At 73.0% G+C, this 19,960-nt stretch carries 20 protein-coding genes; 6 read left to right on the plus strand and 14 right to left on the minus strand.

The features are described 5' to 3' along the window. The first annotated feature begins 72 nt into the window (after positions 1-72). Positions 73-945 carry a KPN_02809 family neutral zinc metallopeptidase gene (gene ypfJ, locus BN3788_RS18275; protein ID WP_066589293.1) on the plus strand — a complete coding sequence of 291 codons (873 nt, stop codon included), beginning with the start codon at positions 73-75 and terminating at the stop codon, positions 943-945. Between the two features lie 70 nt (positions 946-1,015). On the opposite strand, the gene BN3788_RS18280 is transcribed toward ypfJ, so the two are convergent. From BN3788_RS18280 to BN3788_RS18315, 8 genes are read right to left on the minus strand one after another with little or no spacing between them, the layout of a single operon-like run. Beyond that, positions 1,016-1,348 carry a metal-sulfur cluster assembly factor gene (locus BN3788_RS18280; protein WP_066589295.1) on the minus strand — a complete coding sequence of 111 codons (333 nt, stop codon included), beginning with the start codon at positions 1,346-1,348 and terminating at the stop codon, positions 1,016-1,018. Continuing rightward, positions 1,345-1,836, minus strand: a complete 492-nt coding sequence (sufU, locus tag BN3788_RS18285; protein WP_066589298.1) for a Fe-S cluster assembly sulfur transfer protein SufU — start codon at positions 1,834-1,836, stop codon at positions 1,345-1,347. Before sufU ends, BN3788_RS18280 begins: the two co-directional genes overlap by 4 nt. A gap of 8 nt (positions 1,837-1,844) precedes the next feature. Beyond that, on the minus strand, positions 1,845-3,167 hold the full coding sequence (locus BN3788_RS18290; protein ID WP_066589301.1) for a cysteine desulfurase: 1,323 nt from the start codon (positions 3,165-3,167) through the stop codon (positions 1,845-1,847). A 45-nt stretch (positions 3,168-3,212) separates the two neighbouring features. Next, positions 3,213-3,980 (minus strand): Fe-S cluster assembly ATPase SufC, encoded by a 768-nt coding sequence (gene sufC, locus BN3788_RS18295; protein WP_066589304.1) that lies wholly within the window; start codon positions 3,978-3,980, stop codon positions 3,213-3,215. Between the two features lie 20 nt (positions 3,981-4,000). Further along, positions 4,001-4,333 carry a non-heme iron oxygenase ferredoxin subunit gene (locus tag BN3788_RS18300; protein WP_066589308.1) on the minus strand — a complete coding sequence of 111 codons (333 nt, stop codon included), beginning with the start codon at positions 4,331-4,333 and terminating at the stop codon, positions 4,001-4,003. Then, positions 4,330-5,619, minus strand: coding sequence for a Fe-S cluster assembly protein SufD (gene sufD / locus BN3788_RS18305; RefSeq protein ID WP_066589309.1), 1,290 nt, complete (start codon positions 5,617-5,619; stop codon positions 4,330-4,332). Before sufD ends, BN3788_RS18300 begins: the two co-directional genes overlap by 4 nt. Then, positions 5,619-7,061, minus strand: coding sequence for a Fe-S cluster assembly protein SufB (sufB, locus tag BN3788_RS18310; RefSeq protein ID WP_066589310.1), 1,443 nt, complete (start codon positions 7,059-7,061; stop codon positions 5,619-5,621). Before sufB ends, sufD begins: the two co-directional genes overlap by 1 nt. 1 nt (position 7,062) lies before the next feature. Then, the gene (locus BN3788_RS18315; protein ID WP_082813083.1) at positions 7,063-7,821 is read right to left on the minus strand and encodes a helix-turn-helix transcriptional regulator; all 759 of its coding nucleotides are present in this window, start codon (positions 7,819-7,821) and stop codon (positions 7,063-7,065) included. A gap of 164 nt (positions 7,822-7,985) precedes the next feature. On the opposite strand from BN3788_RS18315, the gene BN3788_RS18320 reads away from it, so the two are divergent. The 5 genes from BN3788_RS18320 (at position 7,986) to BN3788_RS18340 (ending at position 12,673) form a co-directional block, all read left to right on the plus strand. Next, complete coding sequence (locus tag BN3788_RS18320; RefSeq protein ID WP_066589313.1) at positions 7,986-8,930, plus strand: ABC transporter ATP-binding protein; 945 nt, start codon at positions 7,986-7,988, stop codon at positions 8,928-8,930. Then, positions 8,927-9,703, plus strand: a complete 777-nt coding sequence (locus BN3788_RS18325) for an ABC transporter permease (protein ID WP_066589316.1) — start codon at positions 8,927-8,929, stop codon at positions 9,701-9,703. Before BN3788_RS18320 ends, BN3788_RS18325 begins: the two co-directional genes overlap by 4 nt. A gap of 106 nt (positions 9,704-9,809) precedes the next feature. Beyond that, complete coding sequence (locus BN3788_RS18330; protein WP_066589319.1) at positions 9,810-10,787, plus strand: ATP-binding cassette domain-containing protein; 978 nt, start codon at positions 9,810-9,812, stop codon at positions 10,785-10,787. After that, a complete protein-coding gene (locus BN3788_RS18335) occupies positions 10,784-11,587 on the plus strand; it encodes an ABC transporter permease (protein WP_066589323.1) in 804 nt (267 codons plus the stop codon). The genes BN3788_RS18330 and BN3788_RS18335 overlap by 4 nt, the downstream gene beginning before the upstream one ends. A gap of 108 nt (positions 11,588-11,695) precedes the next feature. Continuing rightward, complete coding sequence (locus tag BN3788_RS18340; RefSeq protein ID WP_234346722.1) at positions 11,696-12,673, plus strand: COX15/CtaA family protein; 978 nt, start codon at positions 11,696-11,698, stop codon at positions 12,671-12,673. Between the two features lie 97 nt (positions 12,674-12,770). Here the strand turns inward: BN3788_RS18340 and BN3788_RS18345 are convergent, their stop codons facing one another. From BN3788_RS18345 to BN3788_RS18370, 6 genes are all read right to left on the minus strand, one after another. Next, entirely contained in the window at positions 12,771-13,433 is a 663-nt protein-coding gene (locus BN3788_RS18345) for an NUDIX domain-containing protein (RefSeq protein ID WP_390620162.1), read from the minus strand. Between the two features lies 1 nt (position 13,434). After that, positions 13,435-15,120 (minus strand): CTP synthase, encoded by a 1,686-nt coding sequence (locus BN3788_RS18350; protein WP_066589325.1) that lies wholly within the window; start codon positions 15,118-15,120, stop codon positions 13,435-13,437. Positions 15,121-15,211: 91 nt separating this feature from the next. Continuing rightward, the gene (locus tag BN3788_RS18355) at positions 15,212-16,336 is read right to left on the minus strand and encodes a glycosyltransferase (protein ID WP_082813047.1); all 1,125 of its coding nucleotides are present in this window, start codon (positions 16,334-16,336) and stop codon (positions 15,212-15,214) included. Then, on the minus strand, positions 16,333-17,994 hold the full coding sequence (gene murJ, locus BN3788_RS18360) for a murein biosynthesis integral membrane protein MurJ (protein ID WP_066589331.1): 1,662 nt from the start codon (positions 17,992-17,994) through the stop codon (positions 16,333-16,335). Before murJ ends, BN3788_RS18355 begins: the two co-directional genes overlap by 4 nt. After that, positions 17,991-18,887: a hypothetical protein gene (locus BN3788_RS18365; RefSeq protein WP_066589337.1), complete on the minus strand. Its 897-nt coding sequence runs from the start codon at positions 18,885-18,887 to the stop codon at positions 17,991-17,993. Before BN3788_RS18365 ends, murJ begins: the two co-directional genes overlap by 4 nt. Beyond that, positions 18,884-19,927 carry a copper transporter gene (locus BN3788_RS18370; RefSeq protein WP_066589339.1) on the minus strand — a complete coding sequence of 348 codons (1,044 nt, stop codon included), beginning with the start codon at positions 19,925-19,927 and terminating at the stop codon, positions 18,884-18,886. The genes BN3788_RS18365 and BN3788_RS18370 overlap by 4 nt, the downstream gene beginning before the upstream one ends. Between the last annotated feature and the right edge of the window lie 33 nt (positions 19,928-19,960).

Below are 19,960 nucleotides of genomic sequence, written 5' to 3' on the forward strand. Positions count from 1 at the left end.
CGCACCGCGCCTCGCACGCCCGACTTGGACGCCCGACCTGCGCGTCTCGGGCGGCGCCGCTAGGTTCGCCGGATGACGTTCAACCAGGGTGGCAGCTTCGAGGGCGGCCGGGTCCGCACGAGTCGCGGCGGCCGGGGCGCGGCGATCGGCGGCGGCATCGGGGGCCTCGGGCTCCTGGTGGTCGTCGTCATCTCGCTCATGACCGGCGCGGACCCCAGCCAGCTCCTCGGCGCCAGTGGCGGCTCAGGCGGCGGCGAGCAGGGCGAGGTGGGCGCCTGCACCGCCGAGCAGGCCAACAGCGACCCGCAATGCCGGCTGTCCGCCACCGTCCAGGCGCTCGACGCCTACTGGGCGACCGCGTTGCCGTCGGGGTTCGCCGAGCCGGGGGTCGAGTCGTTCACCGGCGGCACGTCGACCGGATGCGGGCAGGCGTCCTCGTCGACCGGCCCGTTCTACTGCCCGCCCGATCAGTCGATCTACCTCGACCTGGCCTTCTACGATGTCCTGCAGAGCCAGTACGGCGCCTCGGGCGGCCCGCTCGCGGAGATGTACGTCACGGCGCACGAGTACGGCCACCACGTGCAGAACCTCACGGGTGTGATGGCCAGCGCCGACCGCCAGGGCGGCGGGGCGGAGTCCGACTCGGTGCGGGTGGAGCTCCAGGCCGACTGCTACGCGGGCCTGTGGGCGGGCCACGCGTCGAGCACCGTCGACCCGGACACCGGCGTGGTGTTCCTCGAGCCGATCAGCGCCGACGAGCTCGCGCAGGCCCTGTCCGCGGCGGCCGCGGTCGGTGACGACCACCTGCAGGCGCAGTCCTCGGGCGGCGTCAACCCCGACACCTGGACCCACGGCTCCAGCGAGCAGCGGCAGCGCTGGTTCACCACCGGGTACGAGCGCGGCGACATCTCCGCATGCGACACATTCGCCGCAGCCCAGCTCTGAGCGGCCCCGCACATGACGGCGCCGCGCTCAGGTGATCCCGAGCGCGGCGCGGCCGCCCTGTGGCTGAGGGTCAGATGTTGAAGCCGAGGGCCCGCATCTGCTCGCGGCCGTCAGGCGTGATCTTCTCCGGGCCCCACGGCGGCATCCACACCCAGTTGATGCGGAAGCCGTCGACGATCCCGTCGAGGGACTGCGCGGCCTGCTCCTCGATCACGTCGGTGAGCGGGCACGCCGCCGACGTGAGCGTCATGTCCACGACGGCGTTGTTCTGCTGGTCGATGGAGACCCCGTAGACGAGGCCGAGGTCCACGACGTTGATGCCCAACTCGGGGTCGATGACGTCGCGGAGGGCCTCCTCGACGTCGGCGGCCGTCGTCGGCTGGGCCGGGTTCGTGGCGGTCATGCGTCCTCCTGAGATGTGGTGGCGCCCGTCTTGATGAGGGCGTCCTGCAGCGCGGCCCAGCCGAGCAGCGCGCACTTGATCCGTGCGGGGTACTTGGCGACGCCGGTGAAGGCCGTCGCGTCGCCGAGCGTGTCCTCCGCCTCGTCGTCCAGCCCGGCGCCGCGTGCGTGCATCAGCGCGCGGAACGTCCCGGCGAGGTCGTCGACCTGCCCGAGCTCCGCGCCCGTGACCAGGTCGTGCAGCACCGAGATGGAGGCCTGCGAGATGCTGCAGCCCTGACCCTCCCAGCTGACCCGCTCGACGCGCGGCGAGCCGGGCACGCTGGTGTCGAGCTCGACCCGCAGGGTGACCTCGTCGCCGCAGGTGGGGTTCACCTGATGCGACTCACCAGCGGTCGCCACCGGCTCCAGCAGCCCCTTGCCGTGCGGCGCCCGCGCATGGTCGAGGATGACCTGCTGGTACAGCTGCTCCATCGAGCCCGTGCTCATGAGTCCTCCTAGCCGACCGGCACAGCCGGTGAGTCCGTCAGTCCGAAGAACGCCCGGACCCCCGCCAGCGCTTCCCGGAAGACCTCGATCTCCTCGAGCGTCGTGTAGACCGCGGTGCTCGCCCGCGTGCTCGCCGTGGCCCCGAGCCGACGGTGCAGCGGCTGGGCGCAGTGGTGGCCCACCCGCACGGCCACCCCGGCGTCGTCGAGCACCTGGCCCACGTCGTGCGCGTGCACGCCGTCGACCACGAAGGAGACGTTAGCGAGCCGATCCCGGGTGTCCGTGGGCCCGAGGACCCGGACGCCGGGCACGGAGGCGACCGCGTCGAGCAGCGCCTGGGTGAGGACTGCCTCGTGCTGGGCCACCGCGTCCATGCCGAGCTCGGCCAGGTAGCTCGCGGCGGCCCCCATGCCGACGGCCTGGGAGACCATCTGGGTGCCCGCCTCGAACCGCTGCGGCGGCGGCGCGTAGGTGGTGCGCTCCATGGTCACGACCTCGACCATCGAGCCGCCCGTGGCGACCGGCGGCATCGCCTCGAGCAGCTCCCGGCGGCCGTACAGCGCGCCGACGCCCGTGGGGCCCAGCATCTTGTGGCCGGAGAACGCCGCGAAGTCGACGCCCAGCTCCGTCAGGTCGACCGGCAGGTGCGGCACGGACTGGCATGCGTCGAGCACCGTCAGCGCGCCGACCTCGCGGGCCCGGGCGACGAACGGGGCCACCGGGGTGATGGCCCCGGTGACGTTCGAGGCGTGCGTGAACGCCAGCACCCGGGTCCGCTCGGTGACGACCGTCTCCAGGTCCTCGACCCGCAGCCGGCCGTCGTCGTGCACGCCGATCCAGCGCAGCGTGGCGCCGGTGCGCTCGGCGAGCTCCTGCCACGGCACGAGGTTGGCGTGGTGCTCCGCCTCGGTCACGACGATCTCGTCGCCCGCCCGCAGCGCGAGCCCGCGCGCCTCGGCGCCGCCCCGGCCCAGCGACGCGTTGGACATCGCGTACGCCACCAGGTTGATGGCCGAGGTCGCGTTCGACGTCCACACCAGCTCGCCGGGCGAGACGCCCACGAACGACGCCACCTGCGCCCGGGCGGCCTCGAACGCGTCGGTGGCCTCCTCGGCGAGCTGGTGCGCGCCCCGGTGCACCGCCGCGTTGCGCTGGACGTAGAAGTCCTGCTCCGCGTCGAGCACCACCTCGGGCTTCTGCGAGGTCGCCCCGGAGTCCAGGTACACCAACGCGCGACCGTCGCGCACCGTGCGGGTGAGCAGCGGGAAGTCGGCGCGCACCGCCGCGAGCTCGGCGGGGCCGAGCGTCGGAGTGTCCTGGATGGGGTTCACAGCAGTTCCCGTCGTCGTCGTGTCAACCTGTCGCGTCGAGACGCGTCAGGCGCTGATGCTCCCGCTGGGCAGGAAGCGGTCGTAGCCCTCGTTCTCCAGGCGCTCGGCGAGCTCCGGGCCGCCCTCCTCGGCAACGCGGCCGTCGACGAAGACGTGGACGAAGTCCGGCGTGATGTAGCGCAGGATGCGCGTGTAGTGCGTGATGAGCAGGACGCCCACCTCGCCGCCCGAGCGCACCCGGTTGACGCCCTCGGAGACGACGCGCAGCGCGTCGACGTCCAGGCCGGAGTCGGTCTCGTCGAGGATCGCGAACTTCGGCTTGAGGAGCTCCATCTGGAGGATCTCGTGACGCTTCTTCTCACCGCCCGAGAAGCCCTCGTTGACCGAGCGCTCGGCGAACGTCGAGTCCATGCGCAGCGCGTCCATGGCGCCACGGACCTCCTTGACCCAGGTCCGCAGCGGCGGCGCCTCGCCGTCGATGGCGGTCTTGGCGGTCCGCAGGAAGTTCGCGACGCTGACGCCGGGAACCTCGACGGGGTACTGCATCGCCAGGAACATCCCGGCGCGGGCGCGCTCGTCGACGCTCAAGGACAGCAGGTCCTCGCCGTCGAGCGTCACGGTGCCCGAGGTGATCTGGTACTTCGGGTGGCCGGCCAGCGAGTACGCCAGCGTCGACTTGCCCGAGCCGTTCGGGCCCATGATCGCGTGGGTCTCGCCGCTGGCGATCGTCAGGTCGACGCCGCGCAGGATCGGCTTGGGGCCTTCCTTGGTCTCGACGCTGACGTGCAGGTCGCGGATCTCAAGCGTGGACATACTCAGGTTCTCCTCAAAGCTCACAGGGGCGCGTCGACATCGACGAGCACGCGCTCGCCGTCGACGGTCAAGGGGTACACAGGGACGGGGCGCACGGCGGGCGGGCTGAGCGGCTTGCCGGTGCGCAGGTCGAAGCGCGAGCCGTGGAGCCAGCACTCGACAGTGCAGCCCTCGACCTCGCCGTCCGACAGCGACACGGCCCCGTGGGAGCAGATGTCGCTGATGGCGTGCAGCTGGCCGTCCTCGTCGCGCACAACGGCGACCTCGACGCGGCCGGACGCGCCCTCGAGCTCGACGCGCAGGGCGCCGGCCACGGGGACGTCGGCCGTCAGACAGGCCAGCTGGGCGCTCATGCGTGCTCCGTCTGGGCGCCTGCCTCCGCGCCCTCGACGTGCGGCTCGGCAGCAGACGGAAGCACGCTCATCGACGTGTTGAGCTCGTTCTCGATCGAGGCGATCAGGCGCTCCTCGACCTCCTTGACGCCGATCTGCTGGATCAGCTCGGCGAAGAACCCGCGCACCACGAGCCGGCGCGCGTCGAGCTCGGGGATGCCGCGGGCGCGCAGGTAGAAGAGCTGCTCGTCGTCGAAGCGGCCAGTCGCGCTGGCATGCCCGGCGCCCTCGATGAGGCCGGTCTCGATCTCGAGGTTCGGCACCGAGTCGGCGCGGGCGCCGTCGGAGAGCACGAGGTTGCGGTTGAGCTCGTAGGTGTCGGTGCCCTCGGCCTCGGCGCGGATCAGCACGTCGCCGACCCACACCGCGTGGGCGCCCTGGCCCTGCAGCGCGCCCTTGTACGTGACGCGCGAGCGGCAGCTGGGCACGGCGTGGTCGACGAAGAGCCGGTGCTCCTGGTGCTGGCCGGCGTCGGCGAAGTACACGCCGAGCATCTCGACCGAGCCGTTCTCGCCGACGAACTCCGTGTCGGGGGTGACCCGCACGACGTCGCCGCCGAGGGTGACCACGATGTGCTTGACCGTGGCGTCACGGCCGAGGCGCAGTCGGTGCGAGGCGGTGTGCACGGTGCCCGGCGCCCAGTCCTGCACCGAGACGAGCGTGAGGTGCGCGCCGTCCTCGACGACGACCTCGACCGTCTCGGTGAGCAGCGCCTGCCCGACGTGGTCGAGCACGACGACGGCCTCGCTGAGCTCCTGCGCGTGCACCAGCAGGTGCGCGCCGGTGGGCTCGAGCGGGTCCTGCCCCTCAACGCCCTCCACCCGGATCGACGTGGCGCTCGTGGCGACGGCCTGCTTCGGGATCGTCACGACCGTCGCGCGGGAGAACGAGGCCCAGGCGGCGACGGCGGCGCGGTCGCCGGGGCGGCCGGCCGCGCCGAGGCGGGCGTCGTCACGGTCGACGATCTCGACGGTGACCTCGGGCGCCTCCACGACGGTGGTGAGCACGCCGTGGCCCGTGAGCACGCCGTCGGTGTCGGCGCCGAACAGCGGCGCGATCCGGTCGACGGGCGCGAAGCGCCACTCCTCCTCGCGGCCCGTGGGCACGGGGAAGTCGGCGACGTCGAAGGACGTGAGCCGCTCGGCACGCGAGCCCTGCGGCACGAGGCCGTGGCTGTGAGCGCCGTCGGCGGTGGCCTGGCTGTGGTCGGTCGACAGACCGCTGGTGTCCTGTGTGGTGGTCGACATCAGCCGACGGCCCCTTCCATCTGCAGCTCGATCAGGCGGTTCAACTCGAGGGCGTACTCCATGGGCAGCTCACGGGCGATCGGCTCCACGAAGCCGCGCACGATCATGGCCATGGCCTCGGTCTCGGTCATCCCGCGGGACATCAGGTAGAACAACTGGTCCTCGCTCACGCGCGAGACCGTGGCCTCGTGCCCCATCGACACGTCGTCCTCGCGGACGTCGACGTAGGGATAGGTGTCGGAGCGGGAGATCTGGTCGACGAGCAACGCGTCGCACAGCACGTTCGAGGCCGAGTGCTCGGCGCCCTCGAGCACCTGCACGAGGCCGCGGTAGGACGTGCGCCCACCGCCGCGCGCCACCGACTTCGAGACGATCGAGGACGACGTGTGCGGCGCGGCGTGCACCATCTTCGCGCCCGCGTCCTGGTGCTGGCCCTCGCCGGCGAACGCGATCGACAGCGTCTCGCCACGGGCGTGCTCGCCCATGAGGTAGATCGCCGGGTACTTCATGGTGACCTTGGAGCCGATGTTGCCGTCGACCCACTCCATCGTCGCGCCCTCGGCAGCGGTCGCCCGCTTGGTCACGAGGTTGTAGACGTTGTTCGACCAGTTCTGGATCGTCGTGTAGCGCACGCGGGCGTTCTTCTTGACGATGATCTCGACGACGGCCGAGTGCAGCGAGTCGGACGAGTACACCGGGGCGGTGCAGCCCTCGACGTAGTGCACGTACGAGCCCTCGTCCGCGATGATCAGCGTCCGCTCGAACTGGCCCATGTTCTCGGTGTTGATCCGGAAGTACGCCTGCAGCGGGATCTCGACGTGCACGCCCGGCGGCACGTAGACGAACGAGCCGCCCGACCACACCGCGGTGTTGAGCGAGGCGAACTTGTTGTCGCCCGGGGGGATCACCGAGCCGAAGTACTGCTGGAAGATCTCCGGGTGCTCGCGCAGGGCCGTGTCGGTGTCGAGGAAGATGACGCCCTGCTCCTCGAGCTCCTCCTGGATCTGGTGGTAGACGACCTCGGACTCGTACTGCGCGGCGACGCCCGCGACGAGGCGCTGCTTCTCAGCCTCGGGGATGCCCAGCCGGTCGTACGTGTCCTTGATCTCGTCAGGCAGCTCTTCCCAGGTGGTGGCCTGCTTCTCGGTCGAGCGCACGAAGTACTTGATGTTGTCGAAGTCGATGCCCGTGAGGTCGGAGCCCCACCACGGCATGGGCTTCTTCTCGAACAGGCGCAGCGACTTCAGGCGCGTCTTGAGCATCCACTCGGGCTCGTTCTTGAGCGCGGAGATGTTGCGGACCACGGCCTCGGAGAGCCCTCGCTGGGCGATGGCGCCCGCGTCGTCCTTGTCGTGCCACCCATAGGTGTAGTTCCCGATGGAGGCGATCGCCTCGTCCTGGGTCAACGGGGTGCTAGCAGCGCTCTCAGTGGGTGCGCTCATGTCATCGTCCTTCCGCGGGGGCAGGGGTCGTCATCGTCGGGATGTTCGTGGTGCAGACGTGGCCGCCCCCGGCCAGCGTCGCGAGGCGTTGCACGTGGACACCCAGCATCCGCGAGAAGGCCTGGGCCTCGGCCTCGCAGAGCTGGGGAAACTCTTGGGCGACCTGCTGCACCGGGCAGTGGCCCTGGCAGAGCTGGATCGCCGCGGCGCCGGGCACCGGCCGCGCGGTGGCGGCGTACCCGTCGTGGGCCAGCGCGTCGGCCAGGGCGCGGACTCGGGCCACGGGGTCGTCGCCCGCGGCCTCGACCGCCGCGCCGTGGCGCTCCTCGAGCTCGCGCACGCGGCGCTCGGCGAACTCCTCGACCGCGTCCGGGCCGGCGACCTCCGCGAGGAAGCGGAGGGCCTCCGTGGCGATCCCCGAGTAGGCGTGCGGCTGGGCCGCCTGCCCCTGGTTCGTCACGACGTACCTGCGGGCAGGGCGGCCGCGTCGCGCGGGCGCGCTGCCCTGCGCCTCGCGCACCGTGATCTGCCCGTTGCCCTCGAGCACGGCGAGGTGGCGGCGGATGGCCGCCGTCGTCAGGTCGAGCTCCGCTGCCAGCTCGGCCGCGGAGACCGGGCCGTCGGCGGTGACGATCTGCAGCACCCGCTCCCGGGTGCCCGCCTCGTGGTCCGCCACATCCTCGTCAACGGGCTGCCACACCGACACCGCACGTGCGCGCGCGGAGGGACGCACAGACGCGTGCGTTCGGGAGACAGGCATGACGGCGCTCATCCATACCTCCGATCGGTGGGACTGCCAGACGTCGGCGCTGGCCTTGATATTGCCAACATCCTTGTTGCCAATATCGTTCCTCGCAAGCAAGGTGAGCCTCACCACGTCGCGACCTCCCTGCCCTGGATGCTGCTGCGCCTAGACTCATCGCCGTGTCAGCACCCCCCGCCGTCGAGATCCGTGGGCTCGTCAAACGGCATGGCGGCCGCGCTGTCGTGGACGGGCTCGACCTCACCGCCGAGGCCGGCCAGGTGACGGCGGTGCTCGGCCCCAACGGCGCCGGCAAGACCACCACCATCGAATGCTGCGAGGGCCTGCGCACGCCCGACGGGGGGTCGGTGCGCGTGCTCGGGCTCGATCCGCGAGCCGACGGCCGCGAGCTCCGCGCCCAGGTCGGCGTCATGCTGCAGGACTCGGGCCTGCCGACCGGCGTCCGCGCGCTGGACATGCTGCGGCACGTCGCCACGATGTACGCCGCCCCCCGGGACGTCCCCGAGCTCGCGGCGCGGCTGGGGCTCGGCGACTTCGCCGCGACCACGATCCGACGGCTGTCCGGAGGCCAGCGCCAACGGCTCGCCCTCGCGATCGCCCTGGTCGGGCGCCCCTCGCTCGTGTTCCTCGACGAGCCCAGCGCGGGCATGGACCCGCAGTCCCGGCATGCCGTCTGGGAGCTCGTCCGCGAGCTGCGGGACGAGGGCGTCGCGGTGGTGCTCACCACCCATCTCATGGACGAGGCGGAGTCGCTGGCCGACCACGTCGTGGTGGTCGACCACGGCAAGGTCATCGCCGAGGGCGGCGTGCGCGACCTGGTGGCCGCGGCGGCCGACCGGACGCTGCGGTTCGAGGCCACCCCAGGGATCGACGTCGCCTCGCTCGCCGCAGCCCTCGCCCCCACCCTCCCGACGCCCGGCGCCGAGCCGGTGGTGCAGGAGCCAGCGCCCGGCGAGTACGTGCTCAGCGGCTCGGTCACGCCGGAGACGCTCGCCGCGCTCACCGCCTGGACAGCCGCCCGCGGCGTGCTCCTGACCAGCACCAGCGTGGGCCGCCGCACCCTCGAGGACGTGTTCCTCGACCTGACCGGACGGAACCTGAGATGACCGCGGTCACCGATGTCCGCCGCGCCGCCGGCGCCGCGACCCCCGCGCGCCGCGTGTTGTCGCAGACGGCGTTCGAGACGCGGGCGATCCTGCGCAACGCCGAGCAGCTCATGGTGACGCTCGCGCTGCCCGCGCTCATCCTCATCGGGCTCACGCGCAGCGACCTGGTCGAGCTCTCGACCGGTGGCGCCACCCGGATCGACTTCGTGGCCCCGGGCGTCATCGCGCTCGCCGTGATGAGCACGTCCTTCACGTCGCAGGCCATCGCCACGGCCTTCGACCGGCGCAACGGGGTGCTGCGGCTGCTCGCTACCACCCCGCTCGGGCGCGGGGGCCTGCTCGCGGGGAAGATCCTGGCGGTGTTCGCTGTCGAGCTCGTGCAGATCGTGGTGCTCGGCGCGATCGCCGTGGCGCTCGGCTGGCGCCCCGATGCGGCCGGCATCCCCCTCGCGCTGCTCACGATCGTGCTGGGCACCGCCGCGTTCACCTCGCTTGCGCTGCTCATCGCCGGGACCCTGCGCTCCGAGGCCGTGCTGGCGGTGGCGAACCTGCTGCTGGTGCTCCTGGCCGTCGGCGGCGGCGTGCTGGTCCCCGCGGAGCAGCTGCCGGGCCCACTGGCCGACCTCGCACTGCTCCTGCCCTCGGGGGCCCTCGGGGAGGGCCTGCGCCAGTCGTTGCTGGCAGGCAGCGTGCCCGGCTGGACGGCGCCCGTGCTCGTCGCCTGGGCGGCGATCCTCGGATGGGGCGCCGCGCGGCTCTTCCGCTGGCACTGACCACCCCTCCGGGAGCCCCGCGCGCCCTGTCCGCCTGACGGGCCGCCCACGGCGCGACATGCCTCCCAAAACGCGCATGTCGGACGTTGCGCCTAGCATCGCCCGCATGGGCGATTCGATCATCGCGCGGGGACTGGTCAAGCGGTACGGGGATGTCGTCGCGCTCGACGGCGTCGACCTGACAGTGCCCACCGGCACCGTGCTCGGGCTGCTCGGCCCGAACGGCGCCGGCAAGACGACAGTGGTGCGCATCCTCACCACGCTGCTGCGCCCCACCGCCGGGAGCGCCACCGTCGCAGGCGCCGACGTCCTCGCCGAGCCGGCGCGCGTACGCCGGCACATCGGGCTGTCCGGCCAGTACGCGGCGGTCGACGAGTACCTGACCGGCTTCGAGAACCTCGTCATGATCGGGCGGCTCTACCACCTCGGGCGGCGCGCGTCGCGGGCGCGCGCGCGTGAGCTGCTCGAGAACTTCTCACTCGCCGAGTCGGGCGACCGGCCCACGCGCACCTACTCCGGCGGGATGCGCCGCAGGCTCGACCTGGCCGGTGCGCTCGTCGCCGACCCGCCCGTGATCTTCCTGGACGAGCCCACGACCGGCCTCGACCCGCGCGGGCGCACCGAGATGTGGAACGTCATCCAGACCCTCGTCGCCAAGGGCACCACGCTGCTGCTCACCACGCAGTACCTGGAGGAGGCGGACCTGCTCGCCGACGAGATCGTGGTGATCGACCACGGCCGGATCATCGCGCAGGGCACCTCCGACGACCTGAAGCGCGAGGTCGGCGGCGAGCGGCTCGAGCTCACTCTGGCCGACGGCAGCCAGCTCCCCGAGGCCGAGCGACTGCTCGCCCCCCTCGGCCTCGGCCCACCGACGCTCGACGCGGGTAGGCGCACGCTGCTGATGCCCGTGGCCGGTGGTGCCTCGACCCTCGCCGAGACGCTGCGCGTCCTGGACGGGACGTCGATCGCACTCGACGACATCGGCCTGCGCCGCCCGACGCTGGACGACGTGTTCCTCTCCCTGACCGGCCGCACGACGCACGACGAGGACGCCGACGACACAGAAGGACGGCAGTCATGAGAGTGCCCCATGTCGTCGCCGACGCGTCGGTCGTCGCGACGCGCAACGTCATCAAGATCAAGCGCGTTCCCGACCTGCTGGTCTTCACCACGCTGTCCCCGATCATGTTCGTCCTGCTGTTCGCCTACGTGTTCGGCGGGGCGATCGAGGGCGGCAACGGCGACGAGTACCGGCAGTTCCTCATCGCCGGCATCTTCGCCCAGACGGTGATCTTCGGCGCCACGATCACCGGGGCGGGGCTCGCCGAGGACGTCAAGAAGGGGATCATCGACCGCTTCCGATCCCTGCCGATGTCCCCGTCCGCGGTCCTCACCGGCCGCACGTTCTCCGACGTCATCAACAACGTGCTGGTGCTGATCGTCATGTCCCTCACCGGCCTCGTCGTCGGCTGGCGGATCACCAGCTCGTTCTGGGACGCCGCGGCGGGGTACCTACTGCTCATCGTGTTCGCCTATGCGATCTCGTGGATCTTCGCGTGGGTCGGCATGCTGGTGCCGAGCCCAGAGGTCGTGAACAACGCCTCGTTCATCATCATCTTCCCGCTCACGTTCGTCGCGAACACCTTCGTGCCGCTCGACACGATGCCGGCCCCGCTGCAGACCTTCGCCGAGTGGAACCCGGTCTCCTCCGTCACACAGGCGGCGCGCGAGCTCTTCGGGAACATCCCCGCCGGCACGCCCGAGCCCACGAGCTGGGCGCTGCAGCACCCCGTCGCCTACACGCTGATGTGGTCGGCGCTGATCCTCGCGGTGTTCGTCCCGCTCGCCAACGCGCAGTACCGCGTCTCCACCAGCCGCTGAGGCCGCTGGGACGGCTGGGACCGCTGGGACCGCTGGGACCGCTGGGACCGCCGCATGTCACACCCGGCAAGGGCGGTTCGCGTGCCGCCCGCACGTACGCTGGTCCGCGTGAGCGCAGCCCTCGTCGCCCCTGACCTCCCCGCCACGCGGCGTGACGTGTGGCGCCACCGCGCGATCGTCGCGAACCTCGTCGCCCAGATTGGCATCGTCGTCACCGGCGGCGCGGTGCGGCTGACGGCCTCCGGGCTCGGCTGCTCCACCTGGCCGATGTGCGAGCCGGGCGCGTTCACCCCGGTGCGGCACGCGGCCGCGACGGGCCACTCGTTCATCGAATTCGGCAACCGCACGCTCACCGGCGTGCTCGGCGTGATCGCCCTCGCGGTGGCCTACCTGGTGTGGACGAACCGCAGCCGTGACGACGGCTACCGCAAGCTCGGGCTCGCCCCGCTGCTCGGGGTCGCCCTGCAGGCGTTGGTGGGCGGCGTGACGGTGCTCCTGGACCTGCACCCCGCGGTGGTCGCCGTGCACATGCTCATCTCCCTGGCGCTGATCAGCGTCTCGACGCTGCTGCTGCGCCGTGAGCGCGAGGGCGACGGCCCCGCCCACACAGTGGTGGGCCCCGCGATCGTGCGCGCCGGGGGGCTGCTCGCCGGTGTCGCGGTGGTGCTGCTGAGCCTCGGCGTCATCGTCACCGGCGCGGGCCCGCACGGCGGGGACGACGACGTCGCCTACCGGTTCGCCGTCGACCCGGCGCTCATGTCACGACTCCACGCCCTCGCGGTGTGGGTCTTCTGCGGTGTGCTCGCCGTGATCCTCGTCGCGCTGTGGCGCACGGGCGCCCCCGCCGCCGTCCGCAGGTCCGGGATCCTCCTGGCCGCGGTCACGCTGGCCCAGGGGCTCGTCGGGTACGTGCAGTACTTCACCGGGCTGCCGGCACTGCTCGTCGGCGTGCACATGCTCGGCGCCGGGCTGCTCGCCGCCGCCCTCCCCTGGTTCCTGGTGAGCCTCCGGGCCCGCGCGCAGGCCACCTTCCCGGACACGGCGGGAGACGACCCCGGACGGGTCGGCTCCCCCGCCGTCGCCTGACCCGCGCCCCTCGGCGCCCCGTCAGGGCGCACGCACGACGAAGGCCGGCCCCCCAGGGGCCGGCCTTCGTCGTTGCTGCTCTCGTGCCGCGGCGGGTTCAGCCCACCACGGCCACCTCGTCGGCAGCGCGCAGCGTGGACCAGCCACGGTCGCGCGCGGCGGACGCGGCGAGGATGCCGAGCACCGCCGTCGGGCTGTGCAGGCGACCGCCCAGCACCGCCTCGACGGCGTCGTCCAACGGCACCCACACGGGCACCATCTCGGCTTCCTCGTCCTCGCGGGCGAAGCGCTCGTCGTCCGGCACCGGCGACAGGTCGCGGGCCAGGAAGATGACGATCCGCTCGTCCGAGCCGCCCGGCGACGAGAAGTAGTCCACGAGCACCTGCCAGGAGCCGGCGCGCAGGTCCGCCTCCTCGCCGAGCTCGCGTGCCGCGGCGTCCACCAGCGGCTCCCCCGCGACGTCCAGCAGTCCCGCCGGCGGCTCCCACAGCTCGGTGCGCACCGGGTGCCGGTACTGCGAGAGCAGCAGCACCCGGTCGTCGTCGTCGAGGGCGATGACCGCGACCGCGCCGGGGTGCGCCACGTACTCGCGCAGCACCTGCGACGGCCCCAGGTCCACCACGTCGCCCACGACGTCCCACACCTTGCCGGCGTGGATCTGCGTGTGCTCGGTGACGGGCCGGGGCGCCCGCAGATCCGTCAGGCCCTCCGGCGCGGCGACGCGCGTCACTTCGCCCCCGCCGGCGTGGGACTCGGCCACGTCAGTCCTCGTCCGTGCCGCGCCGCTCGAGCGCCGCGCCGATGAGGCCGGCGAACAGCGGGTGCGCGCGGTTCGGGCGCGACTTGAACTCGGGGTGCGCCTGCGTCGAGACGTAGTACGGGTGCACCTCACGCGGCAGCTCGACGAACTCGACGAGCGAGTCGTCCGGGGACGCGCCCGAGACCACGAGACCAGCGCCCTCGAGCTTGTCGCGGTAGGCGTTGTTCACCTCGTAGCGGTGGCGGTGACGCTCGGAGACCTCGGTGGTCCCGTAGGCCTGCGCCACGACGGAGCCCGGCCTCAGCACGGCGGGGTACGCGCCGAGGCGCATCGTGCCGCCCAGGTCGCCCGCGCCGTCGACGATCGCGAGCTGCTCGGCCATCGTCGCGACGACCGGGTCGGCGGGGTTCGTGTCGAACTCGGAGGACGACGCCTCCGGGAGCCCCAGCACGTTGCGGGCGTACTCGATGACCATGCACTGCAAGCCCAGGCAGATGCCGAGCGTCGGCACCTGCTGCTCACGGGCCCAGCGCAGGGCGCCGAGCTTTCCCTCGATGCCGCGCACCCCGAAGCCACCGGGGACCAGCACGGCGTCGACGCCCTCGAGTGCCAGGGCCGCGTCCTCCGGGGTCTGGCAGTCGTCGGACGTGACCCAGCGGATGACCACGCGCGTGTCGTGGTGGAACCCGCCGGCGCGGAGCGCCTCGGTGACCGAGAGATACGCGTCGGGCAGGTCGATGTACTTGCCGACGAGCGCGACCTCGACCTGGTGGGCCGGGGCGTGCACGCGCTGCAGCAGCGCGTCCCAGCTGTCCCAGTCGACGTCGCGGAACGGCAGGCCGAGCCGCTGCACCACGTAGGCGTCCAGGCCCTCGGAGTGCAGCACCTTCGGAATGTCGTAGATGCTCGGCGCGTCCTTGCACGTGACGACTGCCTCGACGTCGACGTCGCAGAACAGGGCGATCTTGCGCTTGGTCGACTCGGGGATGTCCCGGTCCGACCGGCACACGATCGCGTCCGGCTGGATGCCGATCGAGCGCAGCGCCGCAACCGAGTGCTGCGTGGGCTTGGTCTTGAGCTCGCCGCTCGGGCCGATGTACGGCACCAGGGAGACGTGCAGGAAGAAGACGTTGTCGCGGCCGAGGTCGTGCCGCACCTGGCGTGCCGCCTCGAGGAACGGCTGCGACTCGATGTCGCCGACGGTGCCACCGATCTCGGTGATGATCACGTCCGGCGGCGACCCGACGGCGGGGTGCGCCTGGGACCGCATGCGGGCCTTGATCTCGTCGGTGATGTGCGGGATGACCTGCACGGTGTCGCCGAGGTACTCGCCGCGCCGCTCCTTGGCGATCACCTGGGAGTAGACCTGGCCGGTCGTCACGTTCGCGGAGCCGACGAGGTCGACGTCCAGGAAGCGCTCGTAGTGGCCGACGTCCAGGTCCGTCTCGGCGCCGTCCTCGGTGACGAAGACCTCGCCATGCTGGAACGGGTTCATGGTGCCCGGGTCGACGTTCAGGTACGGGTCGAGCTTCTGCATCGTGACCCGCATGCCCCGGGAGCGCAAAAGACGCCCGAGGCTGCTGGCCGTCAAGCCCTTGCCGAGTGAGGAGGCAACGCCTCCAGTAACGAAGATGTGCCGGGTCGTGTTGTCCGACCGCCCGGAGAGTCGATCTGCGCGCTCTGCCACGGGCTTCCACTCTACCGGAGAGATCAGCGCCGTCGACCCTCGCGCAGGGTGAGTCACAGCACTCTCCATCGTCGCCCGCGACGCGGCGCGGTCAGTCACGCGACGAGGCCCGCCCGCTGTAGACGGCACGGAGTTGCGCCACGACGTCGGCGACACGGGGCAGCGTCGCCGCCTGTGCCCGGGACGCCGCAGCGAGCGCCGCGCGATGCGTCGGGTCCCCGAGGACCTCGCCCAGGGCCTGCGCCAGGCCGTCGACGTCGCCCACCGGCACCAGCACGGCAGCGTCCCCGGTGACCTCCCGGGTGCCTCCCGCGTCGGTGGCGACGACGGGGGCGCCGAGCTGGAGCGCCTCCTGCACCGCGATGGGCTGCCCTTCCCACACGGCGGTGCTGGCCACGACGTCGGCGGCCGCCATCAGGTCGGCCACGTCCTCACGACGCCCGAGGAGGCGCACCGGGAGCCGTTCGGCGTCGATGCGCGACTGCAGCTCGCCGCGGAGCGGCCCGTCACCCGCGACGGCCCACAGCAGGCCGCGCTGCCCCGGAGCCGGGCTGAGCCGGGCAGCCGCGTCCGCGAGCAGCCCCAGGCCCTTCTGCGGCGCCAGCCGCGCCACGCTCACCACGAGCATGTCGTCCGCCCCCAGGCCGAGCGCGCTCCGCACCGCGGCACGGTCCACGCCGGGCTCGGGCAGCGGCGGCGCGGGGACCAGCGCGCGCAGCGCCTGGCGTGCGCCCCGGGCCCGGGCAAGGGTGACGAGGTCCCCCGAGACGCCGAGCACCACATCCGCGCCACGCGCCACGACCCGCTCGAGCACTGCGGAGACCGCACGGATGGCGCGGCCGCCGACGGGCAGGTTGTGCAGGGTGACGACCACTCGGGGACGCGACCGGGACGGGAGGGATCGGACCGCGAGCACCGCGAGAGCGCCCGCGCGCAGGCCGTGGGCGTGCACCACATGGGCGCCCGACGCCAGGGCGCGAAGCCGGAGCACCGCCCGGACATCGGCGGGGCGCGGCCGGTCCGCGATCGGCGTCGCGTGGAAGACGGCTGCCCCGTCGCGCGGGGCGACCACAACGGCCAGCTCCGGCGGTCCGGCCACGTGCACGGTGTCCGCCTGCTCCGACTCCGGCACTGTCTCGCCCAACGCGCTCGTGATCTGGGCGACGTGACGCGCCACGCCGCCCGCGCTCGACCCCAGCACCTGCAAGATCCTCATGGCGTGTCTCCCTCGTCGCCGCCGTGCGCCGCCAGCGGACGGGCGCCGCGGTCCAGTCCCAGGACCCCCCGCAGCGTCCCCCTGTCGAAAGCCAGGACAGCGGCGACGACCACCAGCACCGCTAGCGCGCCACCCCCGGCGCCCGCGCCGACGGCTGGCGCCCAGCCGTGGCCGAAGATCGCCAGCGCCTCGACGGTGGTCCACCGGCCCGCGACGGCGCCGACGAGCACCCCGGCCGCGAGGACCGTCAATGTGCGCGGGAAGCCGTGCAGCACCCCCGTGCCACCGGCCCGCCGCAACGCCGCCAGCAGCGCCACGCCGGCCACCGTCATGCCGATCGTGTTCGCCACCCCGAGGGCGGTGAGCATGCGGGCGTCGTCGCCCGTGGGGACCCAGAGCCAGGCTAGGAGCCCGGCGGACACGGCGACGGCGGACCAGCCCCAGGCCGCGGCGACGACGGCGGCCCGTCCGCGCTCCAGTGCGTACAGGGCCCGAGAGACGTGGAACAGCAGCGCGAAGCCCAGCAGGCCCGGCGCCATCCAGGTCAGCGCGGGTCCCATCGCCACGACCAGGCCGGACTCCTCGGGCTGCGCGATCGAGATGAACAGCTCGGCGACAGCCGGTGCGGCGGCGATCAGCGCGGCCACCCCGACACCCGCCGCGACGACCACGGCGCGGGTGGTCAGCGCCGCCATCTCGGCGAAGCCCTCGCGGGCCGGCCGGGCGGCACGATCGGCGAGCCGCGGGAACGTGCTCGTCGCCAACGGGACCGCCAGGACGGCGTACGGGAGCAAGTAGACGGCCTGGGCGTACAGGAAGACGGTCCATGCCCGCCCACCGGCCAGCAGCAGCATCACCACGACGGAGGCCTGCTGGGCGACCAGGGCGCCGATCCCCGCGAACGCGAGGCTGCGCACCCGGGCGGCCACCCCGGGCGGGAAGCTCAACGTGGGCCGGAAGCGCACGCCCGAGCGCAGCACCGGGATGAGCAGCGGCAGGCTCATCGCCGCGACCCCCGCCGTGGTGCCCCAGGCCAGCCAGTCCAAGGCGCCGGGCGGCAGCGCCGACGCGTCGTTGCGCTGCTGGTCCGCGAGCTGCCCGTAGACGGCGTACGCGACGATGACCACCGCCGTGGACAGCGCCGGGGCGAGGGCCGGCCAGAAGAACCGGCGCTGCGCCTGGAGCAGGCCGGACAACACGACGCCGAGCCCGTAGAGCGGGATCTGCACCGCGAAGACCAGGATGAAGTAGCGGATCAACTCGGGCTCGACGGGGCCCTCGCTGATCCCCGCGAACAGCCGAGCGAGCGGGTCGGCGGCGAGGGCGAGCACGATCGCCAACGGCACGAGCACCAGCAACGTCCAGCCCAGCAGCGCGGAGGAGATGCGGTTGACCTCGGCCCGGTCACCGCGCCGCAGGGGCCCGGTGATGACGGGGATCAGCGCCCCGGCGAGCGCGCCGCCCGCGGCGACCTCGAACAGCACGTTCGGCAGGGTGTTCGCGGTGTTGTACGCCCCGCCGATCAGGCCGGAGCCGACGGCGCCGGCCTGCACGAACCATCGCCCGAAGCCGAGCAGCCGGCTGATCACCGTGATCGCGGCGATCATCGCCGCCGCGCTGGCGAGGCCGCCCAGCGCCCGCCTCGTCGACGTGCTCACGCGGGGCGGCTCTCGTCTCCGGCGGGCGCCGCCGGGCGCCTGCCCCAGGCGTCGAGCTCGCGGAGCACGGGGGTGCGGGCGATGACCTGGGTGAAGCTGACACGCTCGCTGGCCACCGTCAGGCCGACGGCGCCCGCGAGCAGCGCGAGGCGCACCCGCCGGGGCGCGTCGAGCACCACCGCGGCGCCGAGCATGGCGCCGAGGGCATTGGCGCCGCCGTCCCCGAGCATGTCCCGCTCGGCGAGGTCCGCCTCGAGCCCCGCGGAGGCGACACCGACGACGGCGGCCGCCGTCCCGGCGCCCGCTCCCCCGGCGACCGCCATGGGGGCCGCCGCGAGGGCGACGGCCTTGAGCGCCCGCCCGGGCCGCAGGTCCAGCAGGTTGACCAGGTTCGCCGAGGCGGCGATCAGGGCGCCGGACGCCGCGACGTCGGCGGTCCACCCGAGGGCCGAGCGCCGGGACCCGTCAGCCGACCGCAGCGGGGTCGCCACGGCGGCGGCGGCCAGCGCGCCCGCCCCGATGCCCAGCACCTTGAGCGCCCCGGTGGTGAGACGCCCGGACCGCAGCGCGCCCAGGTGGCCGCGCAGTCCCTTCGCGCGCCGGTCCTGGTCCTCGGCGAGGTCGTCGATCAGCCCGAACGTGGCGCCGGCAGTCGTCGCGAGCCCGGTGGCGACCGCGCCACGGGCCGACGAGGCGCCGATCACCCCTCCGGCCAGCAGCCCGACGGCGGCGGCCGGCCCGGAGAGCAGGCTGACCGGCTCGCCACGGTGGTTCATCCGGGTCCAGCGGCGCGAGCCGCCGGGCGGGTCCTCGTCGAGGGCTCCCCGCACCGCGAGGGTGGCTCCGGACGCCGCGAGCGCCGCTGCGAGCCGTTGCCCCATCCCGACGCTCATCCGGCGGCGCCGTCAGGCGCGGCGGGGTCGTCGGCCACGCCATCGGGCGTCACGGGCTGCGGTGTGCGGTCCACGGGGGTGAGCGCGACCTTCGTCGGCACCGTGGTCTCCCCCTCGGCGAACCCGTAGTGGCCGTTCACGCCGGCGATCCGCGCATTGAGCGCGAGTGGCACCGTGACCTGTCCGGCGACCTCGTCCGTTCCCGAGACCGTCGTGATCGTCTCCGCGAGCGTGTCGTCGGCGAGCACCAGGCTCGTCAGGCTCGTCGTGGATGTGCCCGCGTCGGCCAGGACCGCGCCCTCGGAGCCGTCCTGCGCAGCCGTCAGCACGGCCAGCTGCGCCGATGCCACAGCGGCGGCCTCGTCCTCGTCGACTGCCTGGTCGTCGTCGTTCGCGCCCTGCGGCGTGAGGACGACGATCGCGTCAGCCGGGGCCGTGACGGAGTCGGCCCCCGTGAGCAGCGGCTTCTCGTCGACGCTCAGCAGCTCGAGCAGCACAGTGGCGGGCTCGGAGAACTCGTTCGGGGCCTGCGGGTTGGCGCCGGTGAGCGCTTGCACGAGCGCGATGGCCAGCTCGGCGTCAGTGCCGGTGTCGTCGGCGGGCACCGGGTCGAGGTACTCCACCAGGGTGCCGACCAGCGCCTGCCGGAAGCTGCGCAGGCCAGGGTCGGTCCACGCCTCGGTGAGCGTGACGACCCCGCTGACCTGGGCGCCGGCAGCCGTGAGCTGCGCCTCGACTCCGTCGACCTCCTCCTCGGTGACCTCGCCCAGCGCGATGACCGCGACGCGGCGCTCGGCCAGTGCCCCGGACAGGAGCTGGGGCGCGGCGGCCTCGATGTAGGTCGTGGCGTTCTGCAGGTCGGCGTTGGCCACGTCGGCCTCCGCGCGCAGGGTCTCCTTCTCCGCGCGCAGCGCCTGCACCTGCCCGGTGAGGGTGTCGCCGATGGTCTCCTTGAGCGGCCCGGCGCCGAGCGCGATGCCGACGGCGAGCGCCAGGAACACCGAGATGAGCGAGACGATGTGGTAGCGGAAGTCGATCACGATGTGGTCTCTCGGTCAGGTGCGGGCGTGGGC

It is taken from the genome of Cellulomonas timonensis (assembly GCF_900046455.1).
Classification (GTDB): domain Bacteria; phylum Actinomycetota; class Actinomycetes; order Actinomycetales; family Cellulomonadaceae; genus Cellulomonas_A; species Cellulomonas_A timonensis.